Origin of the sequence: Psychrobacter sp. (assembly GCF_030457785.1) — a bacterium.
Classification (GTDB): domain Bacteria; phylum Pseudomonadota; class Gammaproteobacteria; order Pseudomonadales; family Moraxellaceae; genus Psychrobacter.
The window spans coordinates 1-13723 of the sequence record NZ_JAKDUI010000047.1 but is presented as its reverse complement, the minus strand read 5'-3'; the positions used below and the strand labels follow the sequence as shown (position 1 = coordinate 13723).

At 45.4% G+C, this 13723-nt stretch carries 13 protein-coding genes; 8 read left to right on the top strand and 5 right to left on the bottom strand.

What is annotated here, in order from left to right; genetic code table 11:
• Nucleotides 1-2: 2 nt before the first annotated feature.
• Genes L0J61_RS03965 through L0J61_RS03955 form a run of 3 tightly spaced genes read right to left on the bottom strand, consistent with a single transcriptional unit; the run spans nt 3 to nt 2113 of the window.
• Entirely contained in the window at nt 3-173 is a 171-nt protein-coding gene (locus L0J61_RS03965) for a hypothetical protein (protein ID WP_301465021.1), read from the bottom strand.
• 53 nt (nt 174-226) lie between these two features.
• Nucleotides 227-1045 (bottom strand): DUF72 domain-containing protein, encoded by an 819-nt coding sequence (locus L0J61_RS03960; protein ID WP_301465020.1) that lies wholly within the window; start codon nt 1043-1045, stop codon nt 227-229.
• An 18-nt stretch (nt 1046-1063) separates the two neighbouring features.
• Nucleotides 1064-2113 (bottom strand): polyprenyl synthetase family protein, encoded by a 1050-nt coding sequence (locus L0J61_RS03955; protein ID WP_301465019.1) that lies wholly within the window; start codon nt 2111-2113, stop codon nt 1064-1066.
• Between the two features lie 791 nt (nt 2114-2904).
• Between L0J61_RS03955 and fadB the strand changes: the two genes are divergently transcribed.
• The 5 genes from fadB to L0J61_RS03930 all read left to right on the top strand — a co-directional run bounded on the left by fadB (nt 2905) and on the right by L0J61_RS03930 (nt 9250).
• On the top strand, nt 2905-5064 hold the full coding sequence (gene fadB, locus L0J61_RS03950) for a fatty acid oxidation complex subunit alpha FadB (RefSeq protein WP_301465018.1): 2160 nt from the start codon (nt 2905-2907) through the stop codon (nt 5062-5064).
• A gap of 239 nt (nt 5065-5303) precedes the next feature.
• Nucleotides 5304-6476 carry an acetyl-CoA C-acyltransferase FadA gene (gene fadA / locus L0J61_RS03945; protein ID WP_301465017.1) on the top strand — a complete coding sequence of 391 codons (1173 nt, stop codon included), beginning with the start codon at nt 5304-5306 and terminating at the stop codon, nt 6474-6476.
• A 181-nt stretch (nt 6477-6657) separates the two neighbouring features.
• Entirely contained in the window at nt 6658-7467 is an 810-nt protein-coding gene (locus tag L0J61_RS03940) for an acetoin reductase (protein WP_301465016.1), read from the top strand.
• A gap of 356 nt (nt 7468-7823) precedes the next feature.
• Nucleotides 7824-8399, top strand: coding sequence for an isochorismatase family protein (locus L0J61_RS03935; RefSeq protein ID WP_301465015.1), 576 nt, complete (start codon nt 7824-7826; stop codon nt 8397-8399).
• A gap of 239 nt (nt 8400-8638) precedes the next feature.
• The gene (locus tag L0J61_RS03930; protein WP_301465014.1) at nt 8639-9250 is read left to right on the top strand and encodes an HD family hydrolase; all 612 of its coding nucleotides are present in this window, start codon (nt 8639-8641) and stop codon (nt 9248-9250) included.
• 126 nt (nt 9251-9376) lie between these two features.
• Here L0J61_RS03930 and asd read toward each other — a convergent pair whose 3' ends face one another.
• Entirely contained in the window at nt 9377-10213 is an 837-nt protein-coding gene (gene asd / locus L0J61_RS03925) for an archaetidylserine decarboxylase (RefSeq protein WP_301465022.1), read from the bottom strand.
• A gap of 113 nt (nt 10214-10326) precedes the next feature.
• On the opposite strand from asd, the gene dtd reads away from it, so the two are divergent.
• The 3 genes from dtd to phoR all read left to right on the top strand — a co-directional run bounded on the left by dtd (nt 10327) and on the right by phoR (nt 12798).
• A complete protein-coding gene (gene dtd / locus L0J61_RS03920) occupies nt 10327-10782 on the top strand; it encodes a D-aminoacyl-tRNA deacylase (protein ID WP_301465013.1) in 456 nt (151 codons plus the stop codon).
• A 148-nt stretch (nt 10783-10930) separates the two neighbouring features.
• Nucleotides 10931-11635, top strand: coding sequence for a phosphate regulon transcriptional regulator PhoB (phoB, locus tag L0J61_RS03915; protein WP_301465012.1), 705 nt, complete (start codon nt 10931-10933; stop codon nt 11633-11635).
• An 80-nt stretch (nt 11636-11715) separates the two neighbouring features.
• Nucleotides 11716-12798, top strand: coding sequence for a phosphate regulon sensor histidine kinase PhoR (gene phoR / locus L0J61_RS03910; RefSeq protein ID WP_301465011.1), 1083 nt, complete (start codon nt 11716-11718; stop codon nt 12796-12798).
• A 47-nt stretch (nt 12799-12845) separates the two neighbouring features.
• On the opposite strand, the gene L0J61_RS03905 is transcribed toward phoR, so the two are convergent.
• The gene (locus L0J61_RS03905) at nt 12846-13436 is read right to left on the bottom strand and encodes a M23 family metallopeptidase (RefSeq protein ID WP_301465010.1); all 591 of its coding nucleotides are present in this window, start codon (nt 13434-13436) and stop codon (nt 12846-12848) included.
• Nucleotides 13437-13723 lie beyond the last annotated feature (287 nt).

The window sequence follows — 13723 nt, the reverse complement described above, 5'->3', positions numbered from 1 at the left end:
ATCTATTTAGCAGCGACGATTATCCATTTACGGTAATTGTCAACACACCCTAGTACAATACAAGCTCTATATGCATTAGCCATATAACAAGACATAGCTTCTTTCATGTAGTCTTTAACTTGATTGTCTTCGATGCTACTTATCAATTCTTCCATATCATGTAAATGGGGCATTTTCCTCAATCCTTAGACTAATGTTTCAACTATATATTATTGTATTGTTAGGTCTATAACACCTCAAACCCAAACTGACTCAACGCTTCTCGCAGCGTCACAATATTATAGTAAGCATGTGCTTTGGTAGTGTTTTGAAAGAAGATATAGAGCGTATCAAAGTGCTGACGCTGATTGGCAATCGCTTGCGCCCAGTCCTGCATCTCCGCCTCACTATAACGATAATCATGGCGCTCTGCTGCGCTCATCGCATCCCACCAGCCCGTGTTATTGCCATGCATGCGCAAATAGCCGGTACGCTCGGTAAACATCAATCGTGACGGTGGCAATCCGCCAACTTTGGGATAATCGACGCTACACCAAATCAGGCCTTGCTGTATGAAGCTATCGACCACTTGCGGCGTGTGCCAGCCGTTATGACGGAACTCAATGGCAAGTGGATAACCTTCAAACCAGCTAACGAGATTGGCCAGGTACAGTCTATGCTCACGAGTACGATCAAAGCCATGTGGAAACTGAAGCAATAAAGGCGCTAAAGCATCTGCCTCGATAAGCGGCGATAAGGCACTCAAAAACGCTTGTGCGTGATCGCTTGTTCCTTTGCGGGCATGAGTGAAATCTTGATGTAATTTGACGGCAAATTTTAGCTGGCTTTCCGCCTGTACATAGGCTTTATTGACCATACCAGCAAAGGCTTTGTGCCCGATAGGCGCATAAAAAGTGCTGTTAATCTCAACCGCGCCGTATTGCTTGGCGTACTCACGTAAGAAGTCGGTTTTTTTTGTGCCCGTGGGGTACAGCGTGCCGAGTAAATCGGTATCACTGTAGCCACCAGTGCCCAGATAAATCCGCGGGGTAGAGGTCGTGTCCATTTGATCACTCACTGAGGTTTATTTTTTGCGCGACCAGAGCCAGTCAATCAATGCCAGCAATGCATCACTGTTTGTACTATTACCAAGCGCGTGAGTAATCGCTGCGCGTCCGTCATCAAACAGAGACTGGGCGTAACGGTTTGCCTTATCGACGCCCATTAACTTGACGTAGGTCGATTTGTCTAACTTTTCATCGCTGCCTGAGGGTTTGCCTAAGGTATCGGTAGATGCCGTCACATCTAAAATATCATCTTGCACTTGAAAGGCGAGTCCAATGTTTTGGGCGCACTCTTGCAACGCTATACGCTGCCCTGAGTTCGCGCCAGCACAGATGCCTCCCATCAGCATGGCCGCCTCAATCAATGCACCGGTTTTGTCCCGATGTATGGCTTCTAAGTCGCTTTGGGATATATCGGTGTTGGCTTCAGCATTGAGGTCCAGCATCTGACCAGAGACCATGCGTCTAGCACGTGGCGTAAAAACAGCCGATAACTGGCTAGCAATAGCGGCGTCAAATGGTGCAAAGGTCGGCAGTTCTGCGGTTAGTACTTCAAAAGCCAGCGTCTGGAGCACATCACCGGCCAGCAATGCAGTTGATTCTTCAAAGACAATATGAGCAGTGGGTTGTCCACGCCGCAGCTCGTCATCGTCCATGCAGGGCAGGTCGTCATGCACCAAGGAGTAAGTGTGCAAGAGCTCTACTGCCAACGCCGCCCGCCGCGCCATATCGTAATTTGAGTCATGACCTAGCAGAGACTGTAAGGCGCTATTGTTGCTTGGCTCCTCACTCGTTTTGCTGTAGTTATCAATCCCGCTATCGGTATTTTGACGACGATGGTCGTTGACACTCGCAAAGGCACTGGCGACCAGTAGTGGCCGAACCAATTTGCCTTTGCCTGTCATCACATAACGGCAAGCATCAATCAATGGCGTTGGGAGCTGGGCATATTGAAACAATACCTCGATATCTTGAGCCAGTTGTGTGCGCACGATACGATGGAATTGCTCAGTGTCGTTAAAAAACATAAAGTTAAGTGGAGTGATGCTGGGAGTGGGAGAAGCCGTCATAATCCAACCATTTATCAAGGACAAAATAAGATATCGTTAGTGTAGCATGATAGATAATACTCCTATGCAGCAAGTGTCATCTAGAGCATGTTTTTGGGACATATTTTGCACAGCAGACGGTCACATGCACTGGGAACCATGCTTGGTAAAAAAACATTCGAAAAAGACACATAGCCTCGGTAGAAATAATGCGACAAGCATCGTTACGTATTAATGATTTAAGTTAATGATTGGATGTGCTTTGATAATAAAAAAGCAATCTAGTAAACCACCAGCTACTGGTACAAGCCACGTTGGTCGTAAGGTAAAGGGTTGTAAGTAATTTAAGTGTGACTTGCGAGTATGGTATTAGCTTGTGACAGTGAGGGGCATAATCCCCTACACTAATTGGCACTAATCGGCGTGCGGGTTTTCTGATGAAGATGGTGATAAGGTTTGACTCAGACTACCCAATCGTTATGGTCAGATGCTGGTACGATCTTAGGCAGTATTCAAAATAGTAGTGGCTTTAATGGTAGTGCTTGTAATCGTAACACCTTTAATAGCAATACTTGCAATAGCAGTATCTGTAATGGAAATATATAAATAAAGCGCCGCGTGGTGTTGTACAAGTAGTGGAAAAGAAAGTACATCATGATGAGCGCTGGATAATAAAGAACTATGCACTTGTGTACCTGCGATGTGTTGTTGACGACATGTTTGGTACAGGGTGTTTTCCCATTTTACTAACAACAATTGGCTATTTATTTTAATTCAAAACGTAGCTTTCGTTATATAGAAAGGAGTTTCAAATGGTATACCAAGGAAATCGCATCACGGTGACAATGCTAGAAGACGGCATCGCCAACATGCAATACAACGCCGAAAATGAAAGTGTGAACAAGTTCGATGCCGAAACCAACAAACAGTTTGGTGAAGCGGTCAGTGCACTAGAAAAAGCCGACAATGTAAAAGGTCTAATTGTCACTTCAGCCAAAGGTGTGTTCATCGCTGGAGCCGATATTACAGAATTTGTGGCATCATTCCAAAAATCAGAAGAAGAGATTAAAGAATGGGGTATCCGTGTCAATGATACCTTTAATCGCTTTGAAGACTTGCCGTTCCCAAAAGTTGCGGCGATCAATGGCGCTGCGATGGGCGGCGGTTGTGAAATGACTTTGGTTTGTGAATACCGAGTGATGAGCGACAAGGCTATTATCGGTCTACCAGAAACTAAACTGGGTATCATTCCAGGTTTTGGTGGTACCGTTCGTAGTACTCGAATCATCGGCATCGATAATGCGCTTGAGCTTATCGCGACTGGTACACCAAAAAAACCACTTGCTGCGCTTGAGCTTGGCTTGGTTGACGCGACAGTGCCTGCTGATGACTTGCAAGATGCGGCAATCGACTTAGTGAAAAAATGTATTTCAGGCGAGCTTGATTGGCAAGCAAAACGTGAAGAGAAGTTGGTACCCGTTAAGCTAAATCAGCTTGAGCAAGCCATGGCGTTCAATAGTGCAAAAGGTATGATCTTTGCCAAAGCCAATCCTAAGCAGTATCCAGCACCAGCACTCGCTATCGAGGCGCTCGAAAAGCATGCAAATCTAGCACGTGATAAAGCAATCGAAGTCGAAGCGACTTGCTTTGCCAAAGCTGCTAAAACCCCGCAAGCAGAAAGTTTAGTAGGTCTGTTCTTAAGCGATCAATTGGTTAAGAAACTGGCGAAACAGCACGGCAAAATAGCACACGAAATCAACGAAGCAGCCGTATTGGGTGCTGGCATCATGGGCGGCGGCATTGCCTATCAGGCAGCCAGTAAAGGCTTGCCAATCATCATGAAAGACATCAAGTCTGAGCAGTTGGATTTGGGCATGGGCGAAGCCAGTAAATTACTGGGCAAAATGGTCGACCGCAAAAAAATGACCCCTGCCAAAATGGGTGAAACATTAAGTCGTATCCGTCCAACACTAAGCTACAGTGAGTTTTCTGAGACAGATATCGTTATCGAAGCAGTAGTTGAAAATCCAAACGTCAAACGTTCGGTACTAAAAGAAGTCGAAGGTCTGGTCAAAGACGACTGCATCTTGGCATCTAACACTTCTACCATCTCTATTACCTATCTGGCTGAGGCGCTAGAACGCCCAGAAAACTTCGTCGGTATGCACTTCTTTAACCCAGTACATCGTATGCCGCTTGTAGAGGTCATCCGCGGTGAGAAATCTTCTGAAGAAGCAATTGCGACGACGGTGGCACTGGCCTCCAAAATGGGCAAGGTACCCGTTGTGGTCAATGACTGCCCAGGCTTCTTGGTAAACCGTGTGTTGTTCCCATACTTCGGCGCATTCGATCTGCTGCTGAAACAAGGGGCTGATTTTGTTCATGTCGATAAAGTCATGGAAAAATTTGGTTGGCCGATGGGTCCTGCTTATCTTATCGACGTTGTCGGTCTGGATACAGGTGTACATGGCGCAGAAGTCATGGCGGACGGTTTCCCTGATCGTATGAAGCCTGACTATAAAGGCGCAATCAAACATTTATACGAAAATGAGCGTCTGGGTCAGAAAAACGGCGTTGGCTTCTATAAATATGAGACTGACAAACGCGGTAAGCCAAAGAAAGTCGCTGATGACGCTACATATGAGCTGCTAAAAACAACCACAGACAGTGATAAGCAAGAATTTGAGGATCAAGCAATCATCGATCGTACTATGGTTGCCTTCTGCAATGAGACCGTACGTTGCCTAGAAGACAACATCGTCAGCACGCCATCTGAGGCTGATATGGCGATGATTATGGGCGTTGGTTTCCCTGCATTCCGTGGTGGTCCTTGCCGTTACATCGACCAAATGGGGTTAGACAACTATTTGGCACTTTGTGAAAAGTATGCACACCTTGGCAAAGCCTATGAAGCGCCACAAAAGATTCGTGATATGGCAGCTGCAGGTGAGACTTTTTACGCAACAGCATAACGAACATATCGTATTAGGATAAGTGTAGTACGTTTGCTAACTAATAAGACAGCAGTGGTGAAACTGCTAGAGATAATAGCAAACGTACAATTTGAGTCGATCTGGATGAAGGCGGTAAGGCCATACTAAGTGTATGAAGACCTAGGTGTATAAAGACCTATCATATTTGCAAAAACTGCCAGATATAGAGCCAAACTGGATCGACGACACTGACAATAAAAACTGAAAAGGAAGATAGTATGACAATTTTAAGTCCAAAAGATGTGGTCATCGTAGATGGCGTACGCTCAGCGATGGGAAAAACCAAAAATGGTATGTTTCGCCATGTGCGCGCTGATACTATTTCAGCCGAGCTCGTTCGTGCCTTAGTTGAACGTAATGATTTCGATTCAAAAGATGTAGAAGATATCATCTGGGGTTGTGTCAATCAGACCCTCGAACAAGGTATGAACATCGGTCGTAATATCGGTTTATTGGCTGGAATTCCAAAGACTGCTGGTGGTCAAACCGTCAACCGTTTATGCGGCTCCTCTATGCAAGCCTTGCATACAGCGGCGGCACAGATCATGACCAATCAAGGCGACACTTTCATCATCGGCGGTGTTGAGCATATGGGTCATGTCGGCATGATGCATGGTATCGATCTGAACCCAGCTGCCTCAAAGCACTATGCAAAGGCCTCAAATATGATGGGCTTGACTGCTGAGATGCTTGGTCGTATGAACAACATTACTCGTGAAGAGCAGGACGCCTTTGGTCTTGAGTCGCATCGCCGTGCATGGGCTGCGACTACAGAAGGTCGTTTCGACAATGAAATCGTTGGTATCGAAGGTCATGATGCTGACGGTCGCTTGCAGTTATGTACCGTCGATGAGGTGATTCGTCCTGACGCAACCATCGAGCAGATGCAAAAGCTACGCCCAGCCTTTGATCCGAAGGGCGGTACAGTGACTGCTGCTACTTCATCTGCATTATCTGACGGTGCGTCAGCAATGCTGGTCATGAGCGCCCAAAAAGCCAAGGATTTAGGGCTCAAACCTCGTGCCCGCATCCGCAGCATGGCAGTCGCTGGCTGTGACGCAGCGATCATGGGTTATGGTCCTGTTCCAGCTACAAACAAAGCGCTCAAACGAGCTGGCATGAGCATCGATGACATGCAAACCATCGAGCTAAACGAAGCATTTGCCGCACAAGGATTATCGGTACTTAAAGCCTTGAATTTGACGGATAAGCAAGACATCGTCAATATCAACGGTGGCGCGATTGCACTCGGTCATCCACTTGGCTGTTCAGGCGCACGTATCACTGTGACACTACTGAATGCGATGGAGCAGTCGGATACTGAAATCGGACTTGCGACCATGTGTATCGGTCTGGGTCAAGGTATTGCCACCGTTATTGAGCGTGTGTAAAACGGTTAATATCTCATTATTCGCTGCCTGAGCCTTTAGATTTTTTTAAAAGAGTCTTTAGCGCTTAGCCTTGGGTGTTTGTTTGTGATAATCTGACCGAGTGCACTATATACCTAAATAGTGATAACACAGACTAGCTATTTTTCTTAGGTCAACTAACGATAATAATACGAGGTCGATTATGTCAGACAATCAGAATGCTCAAACAACCGAGGCAACATCTGTAAAAGTTGCGGTAGTCACGGGCTCAGCAGTTGGTTTGGGAAATGCAATTGCGACACGGTTAGCGAATGACGGTTTCAAAGTTGTGCTACATGATATTAATGAAGAGAACCTTAAAAAGGCAGAGAAGGAGCTAGCGGACGCTGGTTTTGACGTCAGCGCTGTAGTAGGTAATGTGTTAAAACGTGATGACCAGTTTAATGTGGCCAAACATGCGGTAGATAAGTTTGGCCGCCTAGACGTCTTTGTGAATAACGCGGGTGTCGAATCTGTGTCTCCTTTTTTAGAAATCGAAGAATCTGAGGTTGATCGGGTACTCGATATCAATGTGAAAGGGGTTATCTTCGGTACGCAAGCTGCTGCAGAACAAATGAAGACTCAAGAAGGTGTTGGCAAAATCATCAATGCTTGTAGTATTGCCGGTCATGAAGGTTATGAGATGTTGAGCCTCTATTGCGCGAGTAAGTTCGCTGTACGTGCGTTTACTTATGCAACTGCTAAAGAGTTGGCGCCGTACGATATCCGTGTCAATGCTTATTGCCCAGGGGTGGCTGATACGCCAATGTGGGAGCGAATCGATCAAGCGTTCGTTGAACACAAAGGTTATGAGCCCAAGCAAGCGTGGAACGAGTTCACGAGCGGTATTTTGGCTGGTCGTCCACAACAGCCCAACGATGTCGCAAACTTAGTATCGTTCTTGGCTTCGGAAGACTCTGATTATATTACTGGGCAAACCATCTTGACTGATGGTGGTATGGTATTTAGATAAGACTGCCATTTGATACATGGTTGGACGGCAAACCTAGGTTTGAATAATCTAAAACAATGTCACCGAAAATGGAATCGAAAACGAAAGGCCTTACATTTATTGTGGGGCCTTTTTTGTATTATTGATAACGAAAAGATATCTACATTGACGCACTCAGTAAACTGTGACTAAATAAGGGTTGTAGAAAAAATAATACCATTCACAAAAAGTAGAGTAGCAATGAAAGAGAGCGCAAGTACTACGCATCGTAGACTAAGCGATTTTGACAGGGCTGATTACATTTTTTTGAGTTTGGTATAGATGAAAAAAACTAAACCACGTCTAATTTTACATATTTGCGGTACAAGGAGTGTGCTATGTCTACTATATTTACCGATCGTACTTATCGAATCGCCCGTGAAAATACTCAGGCAATGATTATCGATGTACAAGAACGCCTTACCCCGTCTATCTATGACCATGAAAATATCGTTAATAAAACCGTTACCCTCATCAAGGGGTTGCAGGCTTTGGGCGTACCTATCATGCTCAATGAGCAATATAAAAAAGGCTTGGGTGATACCTTGCCTGAGATACGCGACGTATTAGAAGGTGACAACGCTGATAGTTTCGAAAAAGTCACTTTTAGCGCGTGCGATAATGACGACTCATGGAACTATCTTGCTCAGCAAAATCGCAGTGTCGTTCTTTTATTCGGTGTTGAGGCCCACGTGTGTGTGATGCAGACGGCACTCGATTTGCTCGACAATGGCATGCAGCCAGTCATCATCGGTGATGCAGTCGGCTCGCGTTTCCCTTACGACAAAAAACAGGCCATTCGTCGTATCCGTCGTGCAGGCGGGGTGATTAGTACGGTCGAATCTATCTTATTTGAGCTGTGCCGCAGCAGCAAAGACCCAGCGTTTAAAACCATTAGCAATTTGATTAAATAGCGGAGTCTGCTGCACAACTGCTTTTTAGAGTTTAAAATCGTGCGTAGCCTATTTGTCATGTCTGTGCCGCTCATTCGCAATAGAGATGGTCAGCGGTCTCACGGTTTTTGTGAAAAATAAAGAGGGTTTGTGAGTGCTAAGTTCATGATTGCTGTGTCGTGACCCCACTATGGCTTCATACGTCCTCATACGCCCTTGATCGAAATATATCATTAACTCACTTAATACTTAGGAATAAAATGTCCTCGTCCGACCCAGCACTGTCTTCACAGGTAGATATTGATGATGTTACGCATTTTTTATTGGAGTTAGATGCATTAAAACGTGTCAATCGTCGCAGTTACGTGACGCAAACCACTCGCAAAGAAAACTCAGCCGAGCACTCATGGCACTTGGCGATGGCGTGCTGGTCGATCGTTGAGCAATTTGAATTGGATATCAATCATGAGAAGTTATTAAAAATGGCTTTGGTGCATGATTTGGGTGAGGTTGATGCTGGCGATACCTTTTTATACGCAAGTAGCCGCAGCACAGCCCACGTAGAAGAGCGCGAGGGTATTGCTAGACTGCAAGCAGAGCGTGGCAATGGCATTTCAGATTTAGGTGAAATCTGGGAAGAACAGGAGACAGGCAGCAGTAAAGAAACTCAGCTGTTGAAAGTGGTTGATCGTTTGCTGCCATTCTTGCTCAACCTAAATACTGAGGGCAAGACATGGATTGAGCTCGGTGTGACGCGTTCGCAAGTCAGTGGCGCGCATGATTTTATCAAAGACAGCTTTCCGAGTATTCACGATTGGTTGGCAAAAAATATCGAATATGCAACCAAGCAAGGATGGTTGATTGACGACTGAGAGACTAGATAATACTAGGGCATGTTCTAGATAGCACACATTAAAAAACCCAGATAAACACACAATTTGCGTTTAACTGGGCTCTTGATTTTTTATTTTTGCTTCTCGATGTTTGATGAATAGGGTTTATTTGGTATTGCTCATACCCAATAGCTGGCCCATTTGTACTGTACTATTGGCTTGCATGTCATCCTGCCAGTTGGCTTGTGCTGCTTTTGGTAGTACGACAATCGCTGTTGAACCCAAATAAAAGCGACCCAGCTCATCGCCTTTTTCCAAGATCATGTCGTGAGTTACTTCCTGAATATCAGGGGTGCGTGCAATTTTACCAGTGGCCACTGTTTCTATACCTGCGACGATCATGGCGCCAACCATTACTACCGCGGCCTTACCATAGGGCGTATCGAACAAACAAACCAAACGCTCATTACGAGCAAATAAATCAGGAACGTTCGCTGCTGTGGTATTGTTGACAGAAAATAGCGTGCCTGGTACGTAGCGAGTTTTGGTCAAGGTGCCAGAGAATGGCATATGGACGCGATGATAATTACTTGGCGCTAGATATACTGTGGCAAAGCTGCCATCGGCAAAATAATGACCATCTTCGCTATCTGCGAGCAACTGTCCGACGTCGTAATGTCGCCCTTTGGCTTGAAGTAGCTTGTGGTCGTTGATTTGACCAAGCTGTGAGATAACACCGTCAGCAGGACTGATAATACCATCTGCAGTAGCATCGATGGGGCGTGCTTCTTGCTTTAGCTCACGAGTAAAGAAGTCATTAAAGCTCTCGTAAGCGTTGAAGCTTTGGCGCTCGTAATCGTCCAAGCTGATATCGTAGGCTTTGGCAAAGCTACGGATAAAGGCACGTTTGACATAAGGGTGGCGGCTGGCTGCTAATCGTCCAGCGACTTTGCTTAGCTGCTGCTGTGGGACGAGCTGCTGTAACGTGGTGAATACATTCATAATCAAGCTACCAAAATAAGGTGTGGTGTAATCATTCATAGGCAATTTCACGACCGTATTTTACCACGGACAGCGTAGAATTGTATGACCATAATCTGTAAGGAAACCTATAAATGAAAGCACTTATACAAAGGGTGAATTATGCCAGTGTCACCGTCGATGGGCACTGTGTTGGGCGTATAGAGCAGGGTGTACTCGCCTATATTGGCTTAGGACCGGATGATACGCTACAAAGTGCAAAGCGTATGATCGATAAAATCCTGACTTATCGTATATTTGTGAATGATGACGATCCTGCTAAGCGCGGTAAACTGGATAAAAACGTACAGCAAATCGAGGGTGGTGTGTTACTGGTGTCACAATTTACCTTGATGGCCAAAACGGATAAGGGCCGTCGCCCTGACTTCGGTGGCGCGATGGCACCTGACGCAGCTCAAGCCTTGTTTGCGCAATTGATAGAGTACGCCAAAACCCAATACGCTGACGTTGAAACTGGACAGTTCGGCGCTGACATGCAAGTTGAGAGTGCTAATGATGGTCCACTGAACTTCTTGCTAGAAGTGGATTAAGTAGGTATATGTTAAGCAATGGTGTGATTTTAACAGCAAATGTCATCAAACTGTCATAGTTACTCCGTTTAATAGACAGACGCCGGTGAGTGGTTGTCACACTGTTTATTTTTATGCCGGTTTTGTCACTTATCATCGAGAGTGTTATATGTATAATGAGCAAATTTTGATTGTTGAAGATGAGCCTGCGATTCGTGAAATGGTCGAGATGACTCTAGAAATGGCTGGGTTTGAGACGTTGCACGCCACTGATGTTTCAGAGGCGCATCAACAAGTAGTTGATCATCGACCCGCACTGATCTTATTAGACTGGATGTTGCCTGGCGATAAAAACGGCGTTGATTTTTGTCGTATGCTAAAAAATGATGATTTGCTCTCTGAGATACCAGTCATCATGTTGACAGCCAGAAGCGATGAAAACAATAAGGTTCATGGTCTTGATACTGGGGCTGATGACTATATGACCAAGCCTTTTTCTACACGCGAGTTGGTATCGAGAATCAAAGCAGTCTTACGTCGTAGTAATGCGCTAAATGCCAACAAGACTATCGAAGTAGGCAAACTGAGTCTCGACCCTCAAAGCCAACGTGTAATGGCGGATGGTCAGATGATCGATGTCGGTCCGACAGAGTATCGGTTATTAGCGTTCTTTATGAGTCATCCAGAGCGTGCTTATACACGGACGCAGTTGCTTGATCAGGTATGGGGTGGCAATGTCTATATCGAAGATAGAACCATCGACGTACATATCAAGCGTCTACGCAAACTATTACGTCCGCATGATTGTGATAAGTTGATCCAAACAGTGCGTGGTACAGGCTATCGACTTTCTAGCTTTATTGAACCAGTTTAGCTCACTATACAAAACGCCACAGCAATCGCAGTCTAACGGCACATAGCGAAAATGGGTGGTAATAACAAGGAATGGGCAAGATGATGCCAAGTCAGGATATTCAACAAGTTAATTCAGAACCAGTCTTTCAGCAAACCTCAGACGATCAGCTCAAAAAAATAAGAAGCGCATTACGGGCATTGCGAGATGCAGTGGTATTGCTTAACGAGCATGGTGGTTTGGAGTGGTGGAATAAGTCTGCCGAGGACTTATTGTGCCTAAAACCTTCAGATAAAAGTAATAGTATTTTTGACTTTATTAGTGCTCGTGAATTTCGTCAATACTATGAAGAAACAACGATACCTAACGATGGCGTCTATATAGAGTCATGGCGCGCGCCTAAACGTAATCTGAAATGTGAGCTGACCCCCTTCGGTGATGAAAAGCTACTGATTATTTACGATGTGACACGTTTGCAGCATTTAGAAAAGATGCGTCGAGATTTTGTGGCCAATGTTTCGCATGAGCTACGTACACCACTGACCGTGATGATGGGTTACCTTGAGAATTTTTCAGACCAGCCAGACATGCCGCCGCATTGGAAGCGTGGGTTTGAGTTGATGACCCAGCAGACCACGCGCATGAATAGGGTGGTCAGTGATTTATTGCTGCTTTCTCGTATTGAAATCGAAGAGGCGCATGAGCTGAACTATATTGATGTGACCAGACTTCTCACTCACATCTATGATGATGCGCAGGCATACAATCAGGAGTATGGGCACAATATACACTTGGAGATAGATACTTACGATGGGCTATATGGTTCAGAAATGTACTTGACGAGTGCCTTGTCGAATCTAGTGATTAATGCGATTAAATATACGCCAAAAGGTGGTAATATCACTATCAACTGGAGTAAAACAGCAAAAGGCTGCCGCTTTGCTGTCGAAGACGATGGCATTGGTATTGCCCCGAAGCACATCGCACGCCTGACTGAGCGGTTTTACCGTATCGATAAGGGTCGTAGTCGTTCTACTGGTGGGACAGGATTGGGGCTTGCTATCGTCAAACATGTGCTATACCAGCATGAAGCCGAATTACAAATTGAGTCGGTAGAAGGAAAAGGGTCGATATTTAGCGCAGTGTTTCCACCCAGTTATATTCGTTCTACCGCCATAAGTTGATAGTAGACCTGATATTTCCATCTACAGCCCATAGCCGCTCAGTACAGTCAGTTTTTTTGTAAAAGTGGATAAGGGTTGACCGCACTGCCATTGATATAAATGCCATAGTGCACATGAGGTGGTGTGCCCTTGGCATTGCCACTATCGCCGACATAGCCGATGACATCACCCACATTGACCCAGTCATTGGGAGTGATATCGGCATAATCTTCCAAGTGGGCATAATAATGTCCAGCGCCGCCAGGTCCGACAACCACTACCACGCGGCCACCTAATGTATTTTCTCCCACCTTTCGGACGATACCTTGAGTCGTGGACTGTACGGGCGTGCCTCGCTCAGCAAATATATCGATGCCCTCATGTGTGCGACCTTGGCTACGGGCAGCACCCCAAGTATCGGTTAGGTTTTGTCCTGGCAGTGGTGAGGGAAGGCTATTTTCTGTTGGCAGATCTTGCTGTAATAAGCTGAGTTGTTGCCATTTGGCGACGACGAATGACTGTGTTTGTTGACTGATGCTCGGGAGAAGCTTATCCAACACAAACAATAGCATCAACAACACGGCAGCCCTGATTAATAGACTTATTAATCGGCTAAAAAATGCAGGTTTTGGTGGTTTATCATCATTATCGGCTATCATCGACATCTCTTGGTATTTGGCACAGCTCCAAGGGATATTATAAAAGTTTTGTTTAACAGTTTCTGTATCGCATTGTTATAGCTGGGATTCCCTGAGGAAAGGTTTTTTTATGCCTGTTAGCTTCTCATGTTTGCTAGTGAGGCATGCTTAAAGTTTTTTGTCGGGCACTAACGGCTTTTATCTGAGCTATGCTGAGGCATTGCATACGCTCTGGGTCTGCCGATAAAAATATAGGGTGGTGTTCTAAAAAGTATGCTGGCATCAGACGTAGCCATAATTGACATAAA